The organism is Corynebacterium sp. 22-2729, assembly GCF_053479475.1.
Map to the genome: position 1 here is coordinate 56,053 of NZ_JBRBCA010000010.1, position 22,320 is coordinate 78,372.

Annotated in this window: 16 protein-coding genes; 10 read left to right on the top strand and 6 right to left on the bottom strand. The window is 58.2% G+C overall.

Features of this window, described 5'->3' with window-relative positions; genetic code table 11:
• Nucleotides 1-74 precede the first annotated feature (74 nt).
• From recA to ACUY2T_RS08395, 4 genes are all read left to right on the top strand, one after another.
• A complete protein-coding gene (gene recA / locus ACUY2T_RS08380; RefSeq protein WP_448308250.1) occupies nt 75-1,202 on the top strand; it encodes a recombinase RecA in 1,128 nt (375 codons plus the stop codon).
• Nucleotides 1,186-1,782 (top strand): recombination regulator RecX, encoded by a 597-nt coding sequence (recX, locus tag ACUY2T_RS08385; RefSeq protein ID WP_448308251.1) that lies wholly within the window; start codon nt 1,186-1,188, stop codon nt 1,780-1,782. The genes recA and recX overlap by 17 nt, the downstream gene beginning before the upstream one ends.
• 67 nt (nt 1,783-1,849) lie before the next feature.
• On the top strand, nt 1,850-3,376 hold the full coding sequence (miaB, locus tag ACUY2T_RS08390) for a tRNA (N6-isopentenyl adenosine(37)-C2)-methylthiotransferase MiaB (protein WP_448308252.1): 1,527 nt from the start codon (nt 1,850-1,852) through the stop codon (nt 3,374-3,376).
• The gene (locus tag ACUY2T_RS08395) at nt 3,369-4,079 is read left to right on the top strand and encodes an Rv2732c family membrane protein (RefSeq protein ID WP_448308253.1); all 711 of its coding nucleotides are present in this window, start codon (nt 3,369-3,371) and stop codon (nt 4,077-4,079) included. Before miaB ends, ACUY2T_RS08395 begins: the two co-directional genes overlap by 8 nt.
• Here the strand turns inward: ACUY2T_RS08395 and ACUY2T_RS08400 are convergent.
• On the bottom strand, nt 4,076-5,395 hold the full coding sequence (locus ACUY2T_RS08400) for a DUF349 domain-containing protein (RefSeq protein ID WP_448308254.1): 1,320 nt from the start codon (nt 5,393-5,395) through the stop codon (nt 4,076-4,078). The two genes, ACUY2T_RS08395 and ACUY2T_RS08400, sit on opposite strands and share 4 nt — an antisense overlap.
• Before the next feature lie 96 nt (nt 5,396-5,491).
• Here ACUY2T_RS08400 and miaA point away from each other — a divergent pair, with 96 nt between their 5' ends.
• Nucleotides 5,492-6,418 carry a tRNA (adenosine(37)-N6)-dimethylallyltransferase MiaA gene (gene miaA / locus ACUY2T_RS08405; protein WP_448308255.1) on the top strand — a complete coding sequence of 309 codons (927 nt, stop codon included), beginning with the start codon at nt 5,492-5,494 and terminating at the stop codon, nt 6,416-6,418.
• A 15-nt stretch (nt 6,419-6,433) separates the two neighbouring features.
• Nucleotides 6,434-7,300 carry a diaminopimelate epimerase gene (gene dapF / locus ACUY2T_RS08410; protein ID WP_448308256.1) on the top strand — a complete coding sequence of 289 codons (867 nt, stop codon included), beginning with the start codon at nt 6,434-6,436 and terminating at the stop codon, nt 7,298-7,300.
• Here dapF and ACUY2T_RS08415 read toward each other — a convergent pair.
• Entirely contained in the window at nt 7,297-8,082 is a 786-nt protein-coding gene (locus ACUY2T_RS08415; RefSeq protein WP_448308257.1) for a hypothetical protein, read from the bottom strand. The genes dapF and ACUY2T_RS08415 overlap by 4 nt on opposite strands.
• A gap of 68 nt (nt 8,083-8,150) precedes the next feature.
• Here ACUY2T_RS08415 and hflX point away from each other — a divergent pair, with 68 nt between their 5' ends.
• Nucleotides 8,151-9,596: a GTPase HflX gene (gene hflX, locus ACUY2T_RS08420; protein ID WP_448308258.1), complete on the top strand. Its 1,446-nt coding sequence runs from the start codon at nt 8,151-8,153 to the stop codon at nt 9,594-9,596.
• On the opposite strand, the gene ACUY2T_RS08425 is transcribed toward hflX, so the two are convergent.
• Nucleotides 9,593-10,393: a DeoR/GlpR family DNA-binding transcription regulator gene (locus ACUY2T_RS08425; protein ID WP_448308259.1), complete on the bottom strand. Its 801-nt coding sequence runs from the start codon at nt 10,391-10,393 to the stop codon at nt 9,593-9,595. The genes hflX and ACUY2T_RS08425 overlap by 4 nt on opposite strands.
• Nucleotides 10,394-10,453: 60 nt before the next feature.
• Nucleotides 10,454-11,239, bottom strand: coding sequence for a transcriptional repressor LexA (gene lexA, locus ACUY2T_RS08430; protein ID WP_448308260.1), 786 nt, complete (start codon nt 11,237-11,239; stop codon nt 10,454-10,456).
• Nucleotides 11,240-11,952: 713 nt separating this feature from the next.
• Here lexA and nrdR point away from each other — a divergent pair.
• Complete coding sequence (nrdR, locus tag ACUY2T_RS08435; protein ID WP_293790228.1) at nt 11,953-12,444, top strand: transcriptional regulator NrdR; 492 nt, start codon at nt 11,953-11,955, stop codon at nt 12,442-12,444.
• Here nrdR and hrpA read toward each other — a convergent pair.
• Nucleotides 12,441-16,376, bottom strand: a complete 3,936-nt coding sequence (hrpA, locus tag ACUY2T_RS08440) for an ATP-dependent RNA helicase HrpA (protein ID WP_448308261.1) — start codon at nt 16,374-16,376, stop codon at nt 12,441-12,443. The two genes, nrdR and hrpA, sit on opposite strands and share 4 nt — an antisense overlap.
• Before the next feature lie 321 nt (nt 16,377-16,697).
• Between hrpA and ACUY2T_RS08445 the strand changes: the two genes are divergently transcribed.
• Nucleotides 16,698-18,716: a neutral/alkaline non-lysosomal ceramidase N-terminal domain-containing protein gene (locus ACUY2T_RS08445; protein ID WP_448308262.1), complete on the top strand. Its 2,019-nt coding sequence runs from the start codon at nt 16,698-16,700 to the stop codon at nt 18,714-18,716.
• 71 nt (nt 18,717-18,787) lie between these two features.
• Complete coding sequence (locus tag ACUY2T_RS08450) at nt 18,788-19,750, top strand: hydrogen peroxide-inducible genes activator (RefSeq protein ID WP_448308263.1); 963 nt, start codon at nt 18,788-18,790, stop codon at nt 19,748-19,750.
• 10 nt (nt 19,751-19,760) lie between these two features.
• On the opposite strand, the gene ACUY2T_RS08455 is transcribed toward ACUY2T_RS08450, so the two are convergent.
• Entirely contained in the window at nt 19,761-22,319 is a 2,559-nt protein-coding gene (locus tag ACUY2T_RS08455) for a DEAD/DEAH box helicase (RefSeq protein WP_448308264.1), read from the bottom strand.
• Between the last annotated feature and the right edge of the window lies 1 nt (nt 22,320).

A 22,320-nucleotide genomic window follows, 5' to 3' on the forward strand; every position in this document is an offset into this window, starting at 1 on the left:
TCACGCAAGAAGCGCAGGATGCGCAAATAAAACAAGGCAATCTAGACACAGCAGATGTAAGGAGTAGCAACTCTATGCCACCGAAGAAGAAGCAGACTGCCGCGGCGGGGAAGGATCGGTCTAAGGCTCTGGAGCTTGCAATGGCGCAGATCGAAAAGGATTTCGGTAAAGGCGCCATCATGCGTCTGGGCGACGATACCCGCCCGCCAATTCAGGCGATCTCCTCCGGCAATATCGCTATTAATGCGGCTCTGGGTATCGGTGGATTTCCGCGTGGTCGCGTGGTTGAGATCTATGGCCCAGAGTCCTCCGGTAAGACGACCGTGGCGCTGCATGCGATTGCGGAGGCACAGCGTGCAGGCGGCATTGCGGCTTTCGTCGATGCTGAGCATGCGCTCGATCCGGAATATGCTCGCGCTCTAGGTGTAGATACTGACGCGCTGCTGGTATCGCAGCCGGATACTGGCGAACAAGCGCTGGAGATTGCGGATATGCTGATCCGCTCCGGCGCGATCGACATTATTGTTGTGGACTCGGTAGCGGCATTGACGCCCAAGGCGGAGATCGATGGCGAGATGGGCGATTCTCACGTCGGATTGCAGGCTCGCCTTATGAGCCAGGCGCTGCGCAAGATGACCGGTGCGCTATACCAGACAGGCACGACGGCGATCTTTATCAACCAGCTACGCGAGAAGATCGGCGTTATGTTCGGCTCCCCGGAGACCACCACCGGCGGTAAGGCCCTGAAGTTCTACGCTTCCGTACGCTGTGACATTCGCCGTATCCAGGCGCTAAAGGACGGCCAGGACGTAGTGGGTAACCGCACCCGTTTGAAGATCGTGAAGAACAAGGTTTCACCGCCATTTAAGATTGCAGAGTTCGACATCCTCTACGGTGAGGGTATTTCGCGCGAGGGCTCGATCATTGACCTAGGCGTGGAGACCGGATTGATCAAGAAGTCCGGGTCTTGGTTTACCTATGACGGAGACCAACTGGGCCAGGGCAAGGAGAAGGCCCGTGAGTTCTTGAAGAACAACCCGGATCTTTCGACCGAGTTGGAAGATCGCATCGCCCGCGAGTTGAAGATCGGCCCGTACGCGAAAATGAAGGACGAGTCGGGCGAAGGTGCTACCGACGAGCAGTTGGATGAAGATAAGCCGATCGAACTGAGCCCGAATTTCGACGATGACGGCGAAGAGTAGCGAGCGCGAACAGAAGATCGATGCCCTACGGCAGGCAATTGCCAACTATTCGCCCAGCGAAGGCGGGGGATTGGTAGATGCCGCGGAAGAGGAAAGACTTGCGCCGATCAAAGCCAAGGCTGTTCGCCTAATAAACCACCGAGCCAGATCTACTGAGGAGCTACGACGTCGACTGCTGGATGCTGACTTCGAGCCTGAGGGCGTAGAGGAGGTCATCCGCCGCTGTACCGAAAGCCGCATGCTCGACGATGCTGCCTTCGCTTGCGAATGGGTGCGCCAGCGGGAGAGAAATCAGAAAAAGTCCGTCGCTGTGCTGCGCCGAGAGCTGCAGCGCAAGGGTATTGCCCCCGCTGTTATCGAGGAAGCGCTGGATCAGGTAGACGATGACTCCCAGGAACAGATCTTGCAGGAACTAGTGACGAAGAAGGCGGCCACCATCAAACACCCGCCCGCAGATCGCAAGGAATACGACAAGGCACTTCGCCGTGTGGTCGGGGTGGCGGCCAGGCGAGGGTTTCCGGAAGGCCTAGCTCTGCAGTTTGCGCGCCACGCGCTGGATGCCCGAGTGGCGGACCTGTAGCGCGGCGTCGCCAAGCGAGCATCTGCCCTTTCGTAATCGCAGTGATCAAAGGGGTAGGGTAATCCACGTGACTCAGACGATTCAGACGCAAACGAGCCAGCCTCGCACCTACGAAGTGCGCACTTTTGGCTGCCAGATGAACGTCCACGATTCCGAGCGGCTATCCGGACTGCTGGAGGACTCCGGATACGTCCCCGCAGACGAGGGCGCAACGCCGGACGTGGTGGTGTTTAATACCTGCGCCGTCCGCGAAAACGCAGACAAACGGCTCTACGGCACGCTCGGCCAGATGAAAGCCATTAAGGACGAGCATCCGGGGATGCAGATTGCGGTTGGCGGCTGCATGGCGCAAAAGGACAAGCAAACCGTCGTGGAGAAAGCCCCGTGGGTAGACGTAGTATTCGGCACCCATAACCTGGGATCGCTGCCGACCCTGCTGGAGCGTTCCGCGCACAATCACAAGGCAGAGGTCGAGATTTTCGACTCGCTGGAAGAATTCCCCTCTGTGCTGCCCGCTAAGCGCGAGTCCGCTTATGCCGGGTGGGTATCAGTCTCCGTGGGCTGCAACAACACCTGTACTTTCTGCATCGTTCCCTCACTGCGTGGCAAGGAGCAGGATCGCCGTCCGGGGGAGATCCTCGCAGAGGTTAAGGCTCTCGTGGACCAGGGCGTAAGTGAAGTTACGCTGCTCGGCCAAAACGTCAATGCTTATGGCGTTAATTTTGCCGACGAGACCCTCGAGCGCGACCGCACCGCATTCTCCAAGCTGCTGCGCGCCTGCGGAGAGATCGAAGGGCTCGAACGCCTACGCTTTACTAGCCCTCACCCAGCCGAGTTCACCGATGATGTCATCGATGCCATGGCCGAGACCCCGGTAGTATGCCCGCAGCTGCACATGCCGCTGCAATCCGGCTCGGACAAGGTGTTGAAGGACATGAAGCGCTCGTACCGATCCAAGAAGTTCCTAGCAATCCTGGATAAAGTGCGCGAACGAATCCCACATGCCGCGATCACCACCGACATCATCGTTGGCTTCCCAGGGGAAACTGAGGAGGACTTCCAGGCCACCATGGACGTGGTTGAAAAGGCGCGGTTCTCCAGTGCATTTACCTTCCAATACTCCCCGCGCCCTGGAACTCCAGCTGCAGAGATGGAGAACCAGGTGCCCAAGGCAGTTGTACAAGACCGCTACGAGCGCCTGCTCGCGCTGCAGGAGCGCATCAGCGAAGAGGAAAACCACAAGCTAATTGGCACTACACAAGAGCTGCTTGTGCAAGCCGATGGACGCAAGAATGACCGCACTCACCGTCGCTCGGGCCGTGCCCGCGATGGTCGACTCGTGCACTTCACCCCTGAGGGTGATATTCGTGCCGGTGACGTTGTGGAAGTCGTTATTAGTGACGCCGCGCCGCACTTCCTCATCGCCGACGGCGGAGTAGCGAACCATAGGCGCACCCGGGCAGGGGATATGACGGAGCTCGGCGAAACTCCGACGACGGCGCCGGTGGGCGTCGGACTAGGAATGCCGAGTCTGAAGAAGCCCGAGCCGACAACAGCGGGCGGATGCAACACAGGAGGATGCGGCTGTGAGTAGCCAAAACGAAAGCTCGAACACACCAGAGCAGGTGGATGAGCTGGCGCAGTACCGCGACGACTTGCGCGGTGCGGAACGTCGGATCGCAGGGCGAGTGGTGTTGGGAAGCTACCTTCCCATGATCATCTTTGGTTTCGTTGTGCCACTCGTAATGATCTTCCTGCCTCACGCAGGCGAGGCGCGCGGCTTCGACGTGCTTTTTAGCACCCCGGTGGCGCAGAATGAGCAGACGGCAATGCCGGAGATTATCTTCTCCTGGCTACGCCTCACTGCCATACTGCTGACCATCGGCACGATCGTTTCGAAGTCGTGGCTGGTGGCGTGGGCTAACTGGGCTTTTGCTGGCGTTGCCTGGTGGTACAACGTGTTTGCGGTGTGGGTACGCCAAACCCAGCCGCCAACTGCATCTGGCGAGGGGCCGGCTGTGCCATTGCTGTTTAGTCTGCTTGGCCTGACGGTACTGTTTATTGCACTATCCGCGGTGGTGTTTCAGAAGAACCCGCTACAGCGAGCTTTGGCAGCAGCTCGCCGCGAGGAAGCTCACAAGGACGAGGAATCTCGTCTTGCACAGCAGCGGTTGCGCATGGGAATTGAAGAACGCGAGGATGCAGTCATCGTGGATGATCGACGCGCCCGCGCGAAGGCTCGCCGCCAGCGCAAGGCGGAACAAGAATCCGCGCGGGAATCTGGGCAGGAAGACTAATCCTCTAAGGCAGCGGCAGCAGTGTCTGCCCACTCCTGCCACTGGGCAGCTTGGCCGCGGAGCTTTTCTGCCTTAGCGGACTTGCCGGCCTTGTCGGCTTCCTCGGCCTCGCGGTTGAACTGGTCGGCCTTCGCCTGGAACTGTGCTACGCGCGCCTGTGCCTCCGGGTCGGTGCGACGCCACTCGGCATCCGCGGCCTCCTTTACGCGCGATTCGAGGGACTTGATCTTGTCCTCAAACTCGCGGACGCGACCGCGGGGAACGTAGCCGATCTGCTCCCACTTCTCCTGTAGTTCGTGGAGAACCTTGCGAGCTTTGTCTAGACCGTGAGCCTGCGGATCGATCTTGGGGGAGTACTCGTCGATGAGCGACTGCTTGGCTTCCGCGTTTGCCTCGAATTCTTTGTCGCGCTCGGCACTGTCGGCCTTACGGGCGGCGAAGAATACGTCCTGAGCCTTGCGGAAACGCTCCCATAGCTGATCGTCGACGTTGCGGGGTGCACGGCCAGCGGCTTTCCACTGGCTCATGAGGTCCCGGAACTTGGCGCTGGTCGCACCCCACTCCGTGGAATCCTGTAGCGCCTCAGCCTGCTCAATGAGTTCTTCCTTCTTCAGCCGTGCTCGCTCGCGGTTGCGGTCCAGCTGATCGAAATGCGCCTGGCGATTGCGATTGAATTCGGAGCGAGCCTTGGAGAATCGCTTCCATAGTTCGTCATCGGTGGAGCGCTCGACGCCCTTGATGCCGCGCCATTGCTCAACGATGGCGCGGATGCGCTCACCGCTGCGCTTCCAATTCACAGTGGTCGGATCGGCCGCGGCAATGCCCTCGACCTCAGTGAGCAGCTCTTCCTTTTGCGCCAGGGCGGAATCGCGGCGCTGCTGTTTAGCTTCTGCAACCTGCTGTTCCGCGGTCTCGGTGCGCTGTGAAATTTTTTCCAGGCGTGCAAAGAGCGCCGGAATATCCCCGATGACTGCGGCAGTGCTGAGCGACTGCTGCAGGATCTTCGCGTCATGGCGAATGGTCTGAGCCTGTTCCGGGTGGCTTTCCAGACGAGCCTCAAGCATTTTGACCTCGGTGCTGAGGTCATCGTATCGGGCGCCGAAGTGCGCCAGCCCCTCCTGCGGAGTGCCTGCCTTATACTCACCAATCTGGCGTTCACCGTCGGCGGTCTTTACCCACGCCACACCATCCTGATCCACGCGGCCGAACTTCGCCGGATCGTTCTTGGGGATGGTGACGCCCCCAGCCGGAGCTCCCTTCGATCCGGGCTTCGGGCCGGGCTTGGGTGCCGGGCGAGAATTCGTGGGCTCAGTCATTGCGGAAACTCCTACCTCAAACCAAAACATGCCAATCGCCTTATGCAAGGCAATGAAGTAATTATTACATCAGCTGCACCGCTACACTATGTTTCTATGAGTTCTTCCGCTCAGATTCGCCCTGTCGCCGTCGTTGGCCCCACTGCTTCCGGCAAAACGGCAATCTCCTTGGACCTTGCACAGCAGCTGGACGGGGAGGTGGTGAACATCGACTCTATGCAGCTGTACCGGGGGATGGACATTGGTACCGCAAAGGTTCCAGTGGAAGAGCGACAGGGGATTCCGCACCATCAACTGGATATCTGGCCGGTCACTAAACCTGCGAGTGTGGCGGAGTACCGGGCGGGGGCAATCGAGACGGTGGAAGATATTCTGTCCCGGGGAAAAACACCCGTCATCGTCGGTGGATCCATGATGTATGTACAGGCATTGGTAGACGAGTGGGACTTCCCGCCGACGGATCCGGCTGTGCGTGAAAAATGGCAGCGCCGTTTGGATGAACGTGGCGTCGCCGCTATGCATCAACACCTCGCGACGATAGATCCCGAGGCGGCCCGCGTTATCGAAGACAACGATCCGCGACGCACGGTCCGCGCCTTGGAGGTCATCGAACTTACGGGCAAACCTTTTGCTGCTTCCCAGCCTCCGAAGGACTCGGTGCCCCGGTGGAACATGCGCCTGCTGGGGTTGAATGCCCCCGCTGAATGGCTTAATCCCCGCATCGAAATGCGCGTGCGCCAGATGTTTGACCACGGGCTGGTGGAAGAGGTTCGATCGCTGGTCGGCGAGGGGCTGATTCGCGAGTCCACAGCCGGACAGGCTATCGGCTATGCCCAGGTGTTGGACTACTTCTCCGGCGAGCTCACCTTAGAGGAGGCCATCGAGCGAACCATCACTGGCACCCGGCGCTATGCTCGACGGCAGCGTTCCTGGTTCCGTAGGGATCAAAGAATTTTTTGGATTGACGCCTTTTCTCCCGACCCCGTCCGCGAAGCCACCGAGGCATTGGGAATGAGCAGCTAATAAGGAGTGTTCTGCATGATCGACTTTTTTAAAGCCCACGGCACGGAAAACGACTTCGTTGTCCTCATGGATGAGTCCGTCGAGGTGGATCTCACGGAGAATCGTGTTCGACAGCTCGCCGATCGGCGAGCCGGAATTGGCGGTGATGGGGTGATCCGCATAGCCACTGGAGACGCGCTCATTGGTGCGGGTGTGCTGGATGCACTTCCGGAGGGTGTAAAAGGCGAGGAATGGTTTATGGATTATCGCAACGCCGACGGTTCCCTGGCCGAGATGTGCGGTAATGGAGTGCGAGTCTTTGCCCATGTGCTGTGCTCTCAGGGAAAGGTACAGGCCGGTGAGCAGTTCGGTATTGGCACTCGCGCCGGCCGCAAGCTCGTAGAGGTGCATGAAGTTAGCGGCGAAAAACAGGAACACGCCATTGTGAGCGTGGAGATGGGCTCCCCGGAGGTATTGGGTGTGTCCACCGCGCAGGTAGGCGACGTGAAGGTTGCGGGACTCGGAGTGGATATGGGCAATCCACACCTAGCCGCTGTGGTGCCGAACCTGACCGCGCAGAAGCTTAGAGAGCTGCCGATCGAACAGCGAGTGCAGTTCGACCCAGAGTTCTTCCCGAACGGCGTGAACCTAGAGGTGCTCACTCCGCTGGACGATGCGGGAGCAGTGCACATGCGCGTTCATGAACGAGGGGTAGGAGAGACTCGCTCGTGCGGAACCGGAACTGTCGCTGCCGCTGTGGCTGCCCTTGCCGACGCCGAACGGGCCACCGGTACCGTGATCGTGCACGTTCCAGGCGGTGAAGTGCAGGTAGAGATCTCCGCGGAAGGATCCGTGCTCCGCGGCCCTGCGGCGATCGTGGCTTGGGGCCAGACGATCCTTTAGTGGCCTCCGCAGCCACAGCTGCCGGAGCCACAGGCTCCGCCACACCCGGCGGCATCGACTGTGCTGGCGGTGAACTGCACGGTACCTGAGACGATCAGCGGTGACGTGGCGCTAGCGGGGTTTATGTCCTTACCTACGGCATCTGCTGGTAGCACGACGGTGAACTCAAAAGGCGAGCTTACAGTCGCAGTCCAGAACTCTTGCCTGGTCAACGCATTGACCTTCTTGACCCATTGGGAAGCTTCAACAGCAATCTCCGCCGTTGCGTGAGGAGGCGTAGCCGGAGAATTGATGTCTTTGAGGCCGCTTGAATCGACCACGCCGACCTTGAGGCCGCCGTCCTTGGCGAACTCCGTGGAATCCGCGTAGACCCGGACGGAGCTGGCCAAAGCCCCAATCTGGAACTGGTGGTACTCCAACGAAGGGGCGTCCACAAGTAACGGGCCCTGAGCGATCGTTGCTGTAAGGGAAGAGATAGTGGGAGCTTGCTGCCCAGCGATCTGCAACATCGGACTGTCGTCAACCACATCGAGTACTCCGATGATGTCATTCAGCATCGAGAGGTGAGCAGTGGTGGCAGCCCCGCCGGAGTAGCTGGCGAAGGAGCCGAAGGGCTCGACGGCCAGGACGACCATGCGGGCGCCTGAGGGGTCATCGAACTGCAGAACCTGGCCGCCGCGAACCTCGCCTGATACACCGAGGCTGCCGGAGCCGTAGGCGGCCTCCAGCGCTTCTTGCCACTTCGGGAAATCCATGCCAATGCTGCGAAGTTCAGGAATCATGCAAACCACTCTAGTCCGCTGCACCAAATTTCCTATTTAGTGCCCCTGACAGGTAAAAATAGTCCTTAATGACGGAACAGACCGAACACACTACACACTCCTTCGCCCCTATACCTGACCCCACAGTCGGCGAGCTCGATCTCGAAGCACGCTCTAGCCTGCGGCGGCTTTCCCGCGGCGTAAGCACCTACACCGACGAGCAATCGGACGGCTACGACGTTGAGTACCGAAAGCTCAGACTGGAGAAAGTCGTGCTGGTCGGCGTGTGGACCTCTGGCACGATTGCGCAGGTGGAAGCGAACCTAGAGGAGTTGCGCGCACTGGCGGAAACAGCGGGCTCCGAGGTGACGGAGATGCTGTACCAGCGGCGCGACAAGCCGGATTCTGGCACCTATATCGGGCGCGGCAAGGTCGAGGAACTGAAGGCTGTCGTATTGGAGACCGGCGCTGATACCGTCGTCTGCGATGGTGAGTTGAGCCCCGGCCAAATGATCGCGCTGGAAAAGGCGCTCGACGTCAAGGTTATTGACCGTACCATGTTGATCCTCGATATCTTCGCCCAGCACGCGAAGTCCAAAGAGGGCAAGGCACAGGTAGCGCTTGCGCAAATGGAGTACCTCATTACGCGCGTTCGTGGTTGGGGCGGTGCGCTTTCCCGCCAGGCCGGTGGACGCGCTGGCTCCAATGGCGGTGTAGGTCTGCGCGGTCCCGGTGAGACGAAGATCGAAGCCGACCGTCGCCGCCTGCGCTCCGAGATGGCGAAGCTGCGCAAAGAAATTGCTGCAATGAAAACCTCTCGAGAGGTAAAGCGCGAGCGACGCGATGCTTCTGCGATTCCGCAGATCGCGATCGCCGGGTACACCAATGCTGGTAAGTCTTCGCTCATCAACGCATTGACGGGTGCGGGAGTACTGGTAGAAGACGCACTATTTGCCACCCTGGATCCGACCACCAGGCGGGCAAACCTGGCTGATGGTCGGTCCGTGGTTTTTAGCGACACGGTTGGATTCGTGCGTCACCTCCCCACGCAGTTGGTTGAAGCTTTCCGCTCGACCTTGGAGGAGGTTCTGGCAGCCGACGTGGTTTTGCACGTTGTGGATGGTTCCGATCCTTTCCCACTGGAGCAGATCAAGGCTGTGAACACAGTGATCGGCGGGATCGTCGAGGAATCCGGACAGGAGGCGCCACCGGAAATTCTGGTGGTGAACAAGATCGATACCGCGGACCCACTGGTGCTCGCCGAACTACGTCACCGAGTGCCGGATGCCGTCTTTGTGTCGGCGAAAACAGGTGAAGGGATTGCCGAGCTGGAGGCTCAGCTGGAGTTGTTCCTGAATTCCCTGGATTCCCATGTCACGTTGCACGTGCCTTTTGACCGCGGCGATATCGTGGCCAAAGTCCACGAACTGGGAACGGTAATTGCAGAGGACTATGACGCAGAGGGAACGAAACTAGAGGTTCGTTTGCCGAATGTAGTGGCAGGGGAGTTGCAGGAGTTCAGAGCCGCAGACTAGCTGCCAAAGCTGACGTCGATACCGAGATTGCGCAGCTCGGAAACGTAGGGCTGCGGGGCGTCCTCGTCGGTCACGACGGCACTGATGTCCTGGATAGTTGCGAAGCTCACCAGATAGTCCAGGCCAAACTTCGTGGAATCGCACAGAGCGACTACGCGGTCGGAGTTTGCCACCATAGAGCGCTTGATTGCTCCTTCTTGGGCATCGGGAGTGGATAGCCCATGATCGATAGTAAGGGCATTGGTTCCAATGAATGCAACATCGGCATGGAGGACGCCGAGGGCGCGGGTGGCAAGGTCGCCAACGACGGCCTGAGACAGGGCGCGGACGTGCCCACCGATTAGTTGGACATCGCAACGGGGGGATTCCGCCAATGTGGTGGCAATAAAGAAAGAGTTCGTGACGATATTGAGCTTCGGTGCCATCAGCTTGGGATCGTTTGTGGCATTGGCTTCGGCGATGGCCTCGGCAAAGACGCCCGTGGTGGTACCTGCATCGATGAAGATGGTGCTGCCTGTTTCCGGAAGGAGCTTTACTGCAGCTTGGGCGATTGACCGCTTGGCTCCGAGAGATGCCTTTGAACGTGTGGCAAGAGTGGTGAAGTCTGTACGGAAATCCTGCGCCGGAACCGCTCCGCCGTGGATGCGGAAGAGCTCACCGCCGTCAGAGAGAATCGCGAGGTCGCGGCGAATTGTTTCCGCGGTGACGCCGAACTTCTCCGCCAGTTCATTCACAGTAACCCTGCCGTGAATGGCGGTGAGGGAGGCTATTTGACGGCGCCGTTCTGCTGATTCCATAGGCGCTACTTTAGTGCCAAGCGGGTCGGAGACGGCGGCGTCAGAACCAATAGGGGGGAGTTAAATCTTGCGCAGAACCGCTGCGACCTTACCTAGGATGGTTGCTTCCTCGGCAGGGATAGGTTCGAACAGGGGGTTGTGGGGGATAAGCCACAGTCCGTCGGCATCCTTTTGGAACTCCTTTACGGTGGCCTCACCGTCGATCATGGCGGCGACAAAATCGCCGAACTCGGCGACGGCCTGGGAGCGAACCACGACCCAGTCTCCGTTGAAGATGCCGGCATCATGCATAGACTCGCCCACGACCTGCAACAAGAAGAGCTCTCCGTTACCTACCAACTCCTGTGGTAGTGGGAAGTGAGCCTCAACATTTTGCTCTGCAAGGATCGGGGCGCCAGCGGCGATCTGCCCCACAACCGGGACGTAGGTGGCCTCTGGCATGAGCTCTCCCTCGTCGGAAGTCGGGGGCGGAGTAGCTGCTTGCGGCGTGGGTTTAGTCTGGGCCGGGAGTTGCACGCCGTCGAAGGAGCGCACATCAACCGCGCGAGGTCGCTTGCCATCGCGGCGTAGATGTCCGCGCTTCTCCAGCTGGGTGAGATGATAAGAAACCGATGACGTCGAGTGCAGTCCTACAGCATCGGCAATTTCGCGAATACTTGGCGGGTAACCGCGGATGACCGTCGAATCGCGAATGACTTCGAGAATGCGGCGCTGGCGAGTGCTTAGGGCTGGCTTCTTGCCGTCCTTCTGAGCTTGCTTCTCCGCACGCTTGTCAGCCTCGGACTTCGGAGGACGCCCAAGCTTAGGGCGAGGGGAAGGGCTTTCGGTGGGTTGGTCGGTGGACACGGTTATACCTCATTCCGGCGGGGTCTCTTTATCGGTATTTCGCGATCTGCATCCACACTACCCGAAATAGAACGCATTTCTAGTATATGTGTTCGAAAAAGTTTAGATTTGTCTAGACATGTTCGAACATGCGTGCTAAATTTTGTGCTGTGTTCGAGATTCGAACAGATGATCTAGAAACCAGAATTTTTGAAGTTCCCTGTCGGGCGTGAATGGTTCACTAGGGCAACAGCCAAGGGAATAAGACGTAGGCGCTAAGGCGCTTTGCTGATTGGCCTTACGTCGCATTGTAAAGGAGTAGCCACATGACCACCTCGATCATTCGTCCCGCAACTACTGTCCAGTCTGCATCGCATGTCCGTGTGCTTCCTGATGATCGGGTTGCGCCACTTCGTAGGCCTCAAGTTCTTAAGCCTAATTGGGAAGCACTGGATTCTAGGGGTAATTCGAACACCTTTGGGTATTCTTCTGCACCTGTTGCGCGTTCGATTCCGCGCCGCAAGATGGATCGCATCTCCGGCGCAAACGAATGCCTGTTCGACAATCAAATGGGATGGGTAGATAGAGTTCGCGCACGAACGGAGCGAATCATTCACTCGCCTGGTGGAACCGCGGTCTCCCTTGGAGTGATGTCCACGCTGCTTGGGTTTGCGCCTCTTCTCATCCCATAGTTCAGCTTCTGTGTCGGGGGAGGGGCGACTAAGCTGAGAAGGGTGTTGTGCCCCTCCTGTAGCTCAGATTCATCCCGCGTTGTTGATTCGCGATCCATTGAGATGGGTGTTTCTATCCGACGTCGTCGCGAATGCAGTCAATGCCAGACCCGCTTCACCACTATTGAAAGGTCTGTTCTGTTGGTAGTGAAGCGCAATGGAGTGACCGAGGAATTCAGTAGAGAAAAAGTTATCAAGGGCGTGCGTCGGGCATGTCAGGGGCGCGACGTCTCCGACGACGCATTAAAGCGTCTGGCACACGAAGTGGAACAAGCCGTTCGAGTGACACATGGCTCCCAAGTACCCGCAAACCAGATCGGCCTGGCGATCTTGGATCCACTCCGAACCTTGGACGAGGTGGCTTATCTGCGTTTCGCCTCCGTGTATAAGTCTTTTAATTGTGCCGAAGACTTCGAGCAGGAAATCGAATCGCTGCGTGCCCACCGCCAGTCTCTAGCCCAGCATCCTGAAGAGTCTGAAGGCGACGACAGCTAACGGATCTTCTCCAATTTCTTACGGATACGCTGCAGGGATACCGAATGCGCTGTGCCTAGGTTCTGCGCAAAGAGGCTGACTCGAAACTCCTCGATCATCCAGCGCACCTCCTTGATCTGTGGGGAGACAGCCCTCGCCGTTGGGAGCCGCTTCTTCGTCTTTTCCAAGAGATCAAAAGCCTCTTGAACCTCTTCGTCCAGATCCTCTTCCTTGTCTGGATCCGTCTTCATCATTTCCAATCGGGCGCGCATGGCCTCTACATAGCGCGGAACGTGGCGCATGTGCTCAATGCCATTGCGGGCGATGGCATGCTTGCCCAGGAAGAAATCGAGTTGCTTACGCATATCTTCAATGGCATCTCCCGACCAGCCCTTCAGTTCCGCTGACATGTCCGCAACGGCCAGCACAGCGGGTGCGAGGGCTACTACGTATTGCCGCACGCGTCCGGGTCCCTGAGAGCGAGCTACACCCACCACCTCTTCGCACTTTTCTGGGTCGCGCACCACCGGCCCCAGCTTCATAAGCATGTCTCGGCAGGCCAGAGCCACCACATCGCTGACTAGCCCATCGACGCCCCCGTCGATCTGCTCCATAGCCACACGTTGACGTAGCGGCAAGCCCTTGATCATTTGCTTTGGGGATATCGTACAAGCGTTGACCATCATGTTCAGCACGGTCGTAAACTGCTGCCCATCCGCAGCTTGCTTGGTGGGGAAGGCTTTCAACGTCACGCCACTGTGTGAAGCGACGATAGCGGGATAGGTGTGCAGAGTTTGCCCGTCGACCACCGTTTCCACTGTCTCGGGAAGCACTCCGATGCCGTCTACTGTCCATGCCTCGGCGGTAGCCAGCACACCGCTCGACGTGCCGCCACGCTTCTTTTGTCGCTGAGGTGAATGCTGTGCAGCATCGCTGGGAGCTGCAGGCTTCGTCCGAGCTGCCGCCTGAGCAATCGCAGAAGTGACCTGGCCAGAAAGTTTGTTCTGGAGATATTGCAGGTCACGAGACTTCTCGATCACCTTTCCCCGCCGGTCAATGGCGGCAAATTGCATACGCAAGTGCTCCGGGACTCGGTTCCAATCGAAGTCCTGAGCCGTGATGCCCCGGCCTCCTAATTCGCGTAAAGCCTCTGCAAGTGCAAAACCAAACTCGCCGTCGAAGGGAACCATCTTCTTAAGGGCAGCGGCAGCAAAATTGCTGGCTGGCACGACGCTGGTGCGCAGTGGCTTCGGCAAGGAGCGGATCAGTGCGACCGCGAGTTCCTCACGCATACCGGCGACCAGCCAGCGTGTTTCGGGTTCGGAGACATTCGCCAGCAGCGGCAGGGGTACGCGCATGGTTATTCCATCGTCGGGGTCTCCCGGCAAGAACACATAGGATAGCTCGAACTCCAAGCTGCCCTGGCGCCACGCATCAGGGAACTCGTCGGCGGCCTTGGCAGCCTCTTGCGAGTCGATTAGCGCCTCAAGGGTGAAGTCCAACTGGTGTGGATCCTTGTGGCGAGCTTTCTTCCACCAAGAATCGAAATGTCGAGAGGAGACGATCTTCTCGGGCAAGCGGGCGTCATAAAAATCAAAAAGAGCTTGATCGTCGACAACGATATCGCGACGACGAGCCTTATCCTCCAGATCAGTAGCTTCGGCCAGCAGATTTTGGTTGTGGGAGAAAAAGTGGTGGCGAGTCTTCCAATCTCCCTCCACGAGGGCATGGCGGATAAAAAGCTCGCGGGCCAAAGGCCGATCCACCTTGGAGGCATTAACCATCCTGTCCGCGACAATGGGTAGGCCCAAAAGCAGAACCTTTTCATGCACCATTGCCGCACCCCGCGAGGAGGACCACACCGGCTCGGAGTAGTTGTACTTCACCATGTGTGGAGCAATTGATTCGATCCAGCTGGGGTCAATCGGCCCCACTGTGCGGGCAAAGACCTGCGACGTTTCCACCAGCTCCGCGGCCATAAGCCACTGTGGGGGCTTCTTTGACACATGCGAGGAGGGGTGCACGACGAAATGTGAGCCGCGAGTTCCGGTGAACTGTTTGGAATTTCCCTCCCGCATTCCCACGTGGGTGATCAGGCCGGTAAGAATTGACTGGTGTACCAGGTCCTCGTCGATAGCTTCTGGTTCAAAGACGAGCTCGCGCACGTGGCGAATATTCGGAATCTTCCAGCCGAGATCTTGCACGACGGAGAGCATTTGGCGTACCAGATCCATCCATTCGCGCACGCGAACATAGTGAATGAACTCGCGCTGGCACAGCTTTCTAAACTTATTGGCCGAGAGATCCTGACGCTGTTCTTGCAGATAATTCCACAGCTTCAGCAGGCTAATAAAGTCGGAGTTCGCCTTGAAACGCGCGTGCATTTCATCGGCCTGTTGCTGCTTTTCCAAAGGTCTTTCGCGCACGTCCTGAATCGACAGTGCGGAGATAATAACCGCGATCGTCTCAATGATGTTCTGCGCATGCCCCGCAACCAACATGCGGGCTAGTCGCGGATCGGTGGGGATACGCGCCATGTCCCGGCCGATGTCTGTTAGCGTTGCTTCCTTTGTTGACGCCAACGCTCCAAGCTCCTGGAGTAGTGCTACACCGTCCCGGATCGACTTATTATCGGGTGCTTGAAGGAATGGGAAGCGTTGAATATCACCCAACCCAAGGGCGGCCATCGACAGGATGACGCTGGAAAGGTGAGTGCGCAGGATTTCCGGATCCGTGAACGCCGGACGAGCCTCGAAATCCTCCTCGGAGTACAAACGAATCGCGATGCCGTCGGCAATTCGACCCGAGCGACCCGAGCGTTGCTTGGCGCTGGCCTGGCTGATGGGCTCCACCGGCAAGCGCTGTACTTTTGTGCGGTGGGAGTAGCGGGAGATACGTGCAAAACCGGTGTCCACCACGTAATGAATACCCGGCACAGTCAGGGAGGTTTCCGCGATATTGGTCGCCAGGACGATGCGGCGGCGCGGGCCGGTACGGAAGACTCGATGCTGTTCTGCATTCGACAAACGGCCGAACAACGGCAGCACATCCACCTTGCGTGCCCCTGAGGCCCCGGCGAATTCACCTTCTAAGGCTTCAGCAGCATCCCGAATTTCGCGCTCGCCGGAGAAGAAGCAAAGAATGTCGCCGTCGCCGGCGCGCATTAGCTCCTTGCACGCCGCCACGATTCCGTCCAAGGGGTCGGTCTCGACTTCCGTGATTTCGCCTGTCTTCGGGTTTTCGCGCTCGGTGATCAGAGGACGATAGCGAATCTCTACGGGGTAGGTGCGGCCAGAGACTTCGATGATGGGCGCGGGGGAGCCGTCGGCGTCAGCAAAGTGCTTGGCGAAGCTTTCCGGGTCGATCGTGGCCGAGGTGATGATCACCTTTAGATCCGGTCGCTTCGGCAGAAGCTGCTTGAGGTAGCCGAGAAGGAAGTCGATATTGAGGCTGCGCTCGTGTGCCTCGTCCACGATGATTGTGTCGTATTCGCGGAGTAGCCGGTCGCGCTGGATCTCGTTGAGCAACACGCCGTCTGTCATGAGTTTGACCGCGGTGTGCTTGGAAATTGTGTCGTCGAAGCGGATTTTGTAACCGACCAGGGAAGAATCCTCGCCGATTGTTTGGTCGAGTTCCTCGGCGATGCGTTCGGCTACGCTACGAGCCGCAATGCGACGCGGCTGGGTGTGGCCGATGACCTTGGTGCGGCCGCGGCCGATCTCTAGACACATCTTCGGAATCTGCGTGGTCTTACCCGAACCGGTTTCACCGGCGATGATGACCACCTGGTTTTCCTCAATGGCCTTTTTGATGTCCGCGCGGCGTTCCGAGACAGGAAGGTCGGGGTAGGTGATCGGCGGGATCGTGCGGACAAACTTCGGACGTCGCTTGCGTGGACGTCGACGGGGGCGCCCCTTATGAGATGAGGAAGTCGGCCCTTTCGCGTCCGTCATTGTTAAAAATCACCCGTCTTGCTTGCCGGAGAAACCTGGAATGCCCATGTTTATATGGCTCGAAAAGGTTGATTTTAGCAGCGAGTGGGGTAGGGGAAGAACTCGATCTCTTGGGACGCTTGCACCCCCAAAAGAACTTAGATTGAGGTAAATGTTTGCTTAAAGTATGAAAACCATCACATTTTTCCACAGGGTTGAGTCTAAAGTTTCGTTCGTCAAAACCATTTATGGATATACGTAGTTTTCAGAAACGAGATACCTATGTGTGAACACGCCCATCACAGCATCACTGATAGCTCGCTCAACCCTTTGCAATCACAAGTGAGCCGTCGCAGCTTTTTCCGCGGCATGGCTGCGGTCACCGGCACCGTCGTGTGGGCGTCCGCCGCCACGTCGGGCGCAGGTGCCCAAGAGGGAACAACCTCTAGCGGAGGGGGCTTCCATGTAGGCCGAGGCTTGGCGGACATGACCGGCGAGCCCTGGGGAGCGGGCATGTTTGGATATGCCGTCGATGAGCAAAAGACCGTAGGCATTCAACGCCGCCAATACGCCCGGGCGTTTATTTTTGTCGATCCCTCCCGCGAGAATTCCCGCCTGGTGCACGTTACCTGCGATGTCGGGCTGATGTTCCAGTCGATCCATTTGGAGGTATTGCGCCGTCTGAAGGAAAAATACGGCGATCTCTACAACCAGTCCAATGTGCTACTCGCCGCCACTCACACACATGTGGCGCCGGGTGGTACGTCGCAGCACCTCATGGTTGATATCACGCACGGTGGATTCCGTCCGAAGACCTTCGAGGCAACGGTCGAGGGCATCGTGACCGCCATCATCCGAGCGCATGATGACATCCAGCCATCAGAGGTGACGGTGGCGGAATCTACGGTCGCTGATGCGGGCGTCAATAGATCCAAAACCTCGTGGGACCGCAACCCCGAAGAGGATAAGAATGAACTTCCGAATGGCGTGGATACCCGCAGCGTCACCTTGCACGTCTCGCGCGGTGGACAGCAGGTGGGATTGATTAACTGGTACTCGCTGCACCCGACGAGCTTTGGGCATAAGTACAAGCACATCGCTGGCGATAACAAGGGATACGCCGCATGGGCCACAGAGGAGGCTCACGGCGTGGTGCACCGCCACCCGGAAGAAGCCCCGTTTGTCGCGGCGTTTGCAAACATGACTCCGGGAGACATCACCCCGAATATGGGTTTGACGCCTAACTCTGGGCCGGGCGCAAGTGAGCGTGAATCCGCACAGATCCTGGGGGAGCGGATGATGGAAGCCACGAAGACTGATGGCAAGGATTGGTCGGCTGGTGGCATCGATGGACGGATGAGGTGGGTGGACTGTCCCAAACTGGTCGCAAGCTCACGCTTCACCCCGGATGGCAAGGAACACAAGCTCGGTCCGGCAATCTTGGGTGCCGCCTTCGCGGCGTCTTCTCAAGAAGATGGAGGTGGAGTGCCGCTGTTGGGATTCAACGAAGGAGAACGGGGCGGAAACCCTTGGGTGCGAGACCTCAATAAAGTGTTGGCGACACAGGAAGTTAAGGACATCCACGGTGCTAAAGAGTGCCTATTGCCGATGGGATACATCGACGGGATGATTCAGCAGGTGCACCCATTTGCGATTCACCGCCTCGGTGGCTTCATTCTCGTTTCGCTGGGATTTGAGCCAACGGTGACTAGTGGCCTGCGAATCAAGCGGACGGTGGCCGCGGCACTAGGCGTGTCTGAGAACTCGATTGTCGTGCAGGGCTACACCAACGCTTATGGCCACTACCTCACCACTCCGGAGGAGTACGAGGCCCAGAACTACGAGGGTGGGGCGACGATCTTCGGGCACTATCAACTCTCAGCTTTCCAGGATGTCTTTGATGAAATGGCGCGAGCCTTGAAGGAGGGCAAGGAAGTTGAGGTAGGAGAGCCTGCGGGAGATCTCACAGGCTTGATCCCGAATGTGCCCGGAAGTGATGGGTGGATGGATACCCCGCCTATGGGGAAGAAGTTCGGTGATGTGCTGGAGGCTCCCGCAGAGGTAAAGAGTGGTACGAATGCGCGGGTTATCTTCGTCGGGGCCAATCCCAATAACAACATGCGTCATGGAGAGGGCTATGTCACGATCGAGGATGGAAGTGGCAAGGTAGTGGCAGACGATTCCAGCGAAAACACGCTCATCACTTTCGAGAATAACTTTGGGCAGACCCGCACAACGATCGAGTGGGGTACACAGGACGTTCCGCCGGGGACTTACACCGTCCGCCTACGGGGAGATTCCAAGGCGTTCTTGGGGAACCTATCGCCCTTCGAAGGTACCGCTGAACTGCGCGTAAGCTGATTTATAGTCGCCTATATTTATTTTTCCAGGTGTAATTATGCTTTTCTAAGAATGTCTGTAGAATCGCAGATGTGGTTCAAAGAGAGTATCGCCCGACCGTTGCCCAATTGCGCACCTTTGTGACCATTGCCGAACATGGTCATTTTGGTACCGCAGCCTCCCATTTAGGTATCTCCCAACCTTCCCTTTCCCAAGCGCTCGCTGCGCTCGAGGCAGGTTTGGGAGTGCAGCTTATCGAACGATCCACTCGCAAGGTTATTGTCACCCCAGTGGGGCGAGGACTGCTGCCATTTGCACAAGCCACCCTGGAAAGCCTCGAAACTTTCGTCTCTCACGCACGGGGTGCTCACGGCGGCCTCGTGGGTTCGATGGCAATAGGAATGATCCCGACCGTCGCCCCGTATATCCTGCCGGAGGTTTTACACTCTGTACACGACGCAGCCCCGGAGCTCGAACCGCGCATTGTCGAAGAGAAGTCGCCACTTCTTATTGATGCGTTGCGACAGGGCAAGATCGACGTCGCCGTCCTTGGTATGCCGGGCGAAGGCGGCGGGCTCAACACGGTAGATCTCTACACCGAAGAGTTCGTGCTGGTGGTGCCTGAGGGGCACCCATTGGCCGGTCGCAAGGATTTGGCAGTCGACGAACTCAAGGATGTTGATCTGCTGCTGCTAGACGATGGGCACTGCCTGCGCGACCAGATTCTGGAACTGTGCCGGACGGTGGATATGGCCAATGATCCGCGCCATTCTGTCACCAGGGCGGCCAGCCTTTCCACCGTAATTCAGCTGGTGTCGGCGGGATTGGGCGCAACCTTGGTACCGCTGTCCGCAGTATCAGTCGAGTGTCAACGGCCGGGCATCGCCCTGGCGACGTTTGCCGGAGGGGCTGTGCGAGCGGGACGCACGATTGGCATGGCGTACCGCTCCAGTTCCACGCGGATCGACGACTATGCGTCGTTGGGGGAGATCGTCGCACAGTCCTTCAATCATGTGGCACAGGAAAGCCGTCGCGTTCTGGAGTCGTACTTCTAGAACCTGCCAGCTAGCCCTGAACGACGGTGAGCTCCGAGAGCCGGATCTCGCCGGCTTCATCCGTTGCAGCAAGGTCTACCACGCCCTCTAGCGCCCAGCCATGGTCGCCTTCGGGATCGTCGATGATCTGGCGCACGAACCAACTACCCGACTCGGGGCCTGTGCCGCGCTTGATGAGAATGTACCTATTTGAACGCGCGGCGGCGTCAACACCTATATCGGCATATTCCTCAAAGTAATCGTCCATCGCGGCAGGCCAGTCTGGTGGCGAATCCAGGTATTCGTCCATTTCCGCGAGCTCGCGCTCTTTTTCGAACGCGAAGAGTTCCACGTGGCGGAAGAAGTAGTTACGCACCATACGGGTCAGCGCCTGCGGGTTGGCAGAGAGCAGGTTTGTGTTTTCCACGCCGTAGGCATGCTCGGCCACCTGATCCTCGGTCAGCGGGGCATCCGGATCCGCCATCTGTACCCACTCATCAATGAGTGAGGAATCAACTTGGCGAATCAGCTCGCCCAACCACACAAGGATATCGTCGAACTCCTCCGAGCGGTAAGAATCGGGTACGGAGTGCTCCAGTGTGCGATATGCATCGGTGAGATAGCGCAGCACCACACCCTCGGAGCGTCCCAGCCCATACGCGGCCACGAAGTCGGAGAAGGTCATTGCCTTTTCCACCATGTCCCGCACAATGGACTTCGGGCTAATCTGAAAATCGCGAGCCCACGGGTTGCCCTCACAGAACGTGTCATAGGCCTGCTCTAGCTCGTCTGCCAGCGGCATGGGCCAGGTGATATCTTCGACGATGGCCATTCGCTCGGTGTAATCGACGCCCTCAGCCTTCAGCGCCGCAATCTCCTCGCCCCGTTCAGCCTTCTGCTGGGCGATAAGCACCTGTCGGGGGTCTTCCAAAACCGCCTCAAAAGTAGAGATCACGTCAAGCGCGAACGTGTCGGACTCCGGATCCAGTAGTTCCAGAGCTGCCAGGGCGAAGGGAGACAGTGGCTGATTGAGGGCAAAATCGCGGTTGAGGTCGGCGGTCAGGCGGGCATCCTTGCAACTAGGAGTTTGTGCCTGGAATTCTTCAACGACTTCAGCGTTGATAAGCCCCCGGTACAGCTCGATGGTGCGCAAGATGGCCTTGTTCTGTTTAGTGCGCGTGTCGTGATTGGTGCGCAAAAGATGCCGTAGCGCTTCAAAGGTCCACTGGTCACGAGCGATGACATTGAGCAGCATGGAGTTGCTCATGCGGAACTGGCTGGAAAGTTCCTCCGGCTCAGCATGGGTGAGGCGCTCATAGGTGGATTCACTCCACGTTGCCTGCCCCTCGGGGGCAGAGCGTTTGCGTAGCTTCTTGATCTTCTTCGGATCACTACCGGCTCGTTGGCGGAGGCGAAAGTTTTCAATCTCATGCTCGGGAGCCTGTACCACGACAGTCCCCTCCGTGTCATACCCTGCGCGACCCGCTCGACCCGCGATTTGATGGAACTCGCGGGATTTCAGCACGCGGTGCTTCACACCGTCGTACTTGGTCAGTCCCGTCATCAGTACTGTACGAATCGGCACATTGATACCTACTCCGAGAGTATCGGTACCACAAATAATTTTTAGAAGCCCTTTCTGCGACAATCGCTCGACGAGGCGACGGTACTTCGGCAGCAAGCCGGCATGGTGCACGCCGATTCCCTTGCGCAGCAGGCGGGAGAGAGTTTTGCCGAAGGCAGAGGTAAAGCGGAGATCACCGATCTCCTCGGCGATAGCAGCCTTGGCTTCGTCATTAACTAGCTTCATGCTGGTCAGAGCCTGGGCGCGCTCGATAGCTTCGCGCTGGGTGAAGTGAACAATGTAAATGGGCGATTTGCCGTCGCTTATTAGCTCCTCCACCGTTTCGTGGACGGGAGTGTAGACATAGTGAAAGTCGAGCGGCACTGGCCGTGTGCTGCCCGTCACCAATGTGGTTTGGCGACCAGTGCGTTCGCTTAGATCATCCTCCAACCACTTGGTGTTGCCCAGGGTGGCGCTCATCAGAAGAAATTGTGCCTTAGGGAGTTCCAAGAGCGGAACCTGCCAGGCCCAGCCACGGTCGGGTTCAGAGTAGTAGTGGAACTCGTCCATCACTACCTGATCAATTTTCGCGTTCGCTCCGTCGCGCAGGGCAATATTGGCAACGATTTCAGCAGTGGCGCAGATGATCGGTGCGCCGCCATTCACTGTGGCGTCACCCGTCATCATGCCCACATTTTCCGGGCCGAAGGTTTGGCACAGATCGAAGAATTTCTCACTGACCAGAGCTTTGATGGGCGCGGTGTAGAAACTGCGCTGCTTGCGAGCCATGGCAATGAAGTGGGCAGCGATGGCCACCATGGACTTACCGGAGCCCGTGGGCGTAGCAAGAATCACGTTGTCTTCAGCCACGAGGGCTGTGGCTGCCTCTTCCTGGGCAGGGTAGAGGGTAATGCCGCGGTCACGCGTCCAACCGAGAAAAGACTCTAGGATCGCGTCATCAATCAGAGATTCCGGTACCTCGTCCAGATCTGGCAACAGTTCCGCGAGTTCGGCAGCAATACCCACT

Coding starts and splice junctions, on each gene's coding strand:
- hrpA (WP_448308261.1), bottom strand. CDS start 16,376: ATGACGGACGCGAAAGGGCCGACTTCCTCATCTCATAAGGGGCGCCCC.
- miaA (WP_448308255.1), top strand. CDS start 5,492: ATGAGTTCTTCCGCTCAGATTCGCCCTGTCGCCGTCGTTGGCCCCACT.
- ACUY2T_RS08400 (WP_448308254.1), bottom strand. CDS start 5,395: ATGACTGAGCCCACGAATTCTCGCCCGGCACCCAAGCCCGGCCCGAAG.
- dapF (WP_448308256.1), top strand. CDS start 6,434: ATGATCGACTTTTTTAAAGCCCACGGCACGGAAAACGACTTCGTTGTC.
- hflX (WP_448308258.1), top strand. CDS start 8,151: ATGACGGAACAGACCGAACACACTACACACTCCTTCGCCCCTATACCT.
- ACUY2T_RS08415 (WP_448308257.1), bottom strand. CDS start 8,082: ATGATTCCTGAACTTCGCAGCATTGGCATGGATTTCCCGAAGTGGCAA.
- ACUY2T_RS08425 (WP_448308259.1), bottom strand. CDS start 10,393: ATGGAATCAGCAGAACGGCGCCGTCAAATAGCCTCCCTCACCGCCATT.
- recX (WP_448308251.1), top strand. CDS start 1,186: ATGACGGCGAAGAGTAGCGAGCGCGAACAGAAGATCGATGCCCTACGG.
- recA (WP_448308250.1), top strand. CDS start 75: ATGCCACCGAAGAAGAAGCAGACTGCCGCGGCGGGGAAGGATCGGTCT.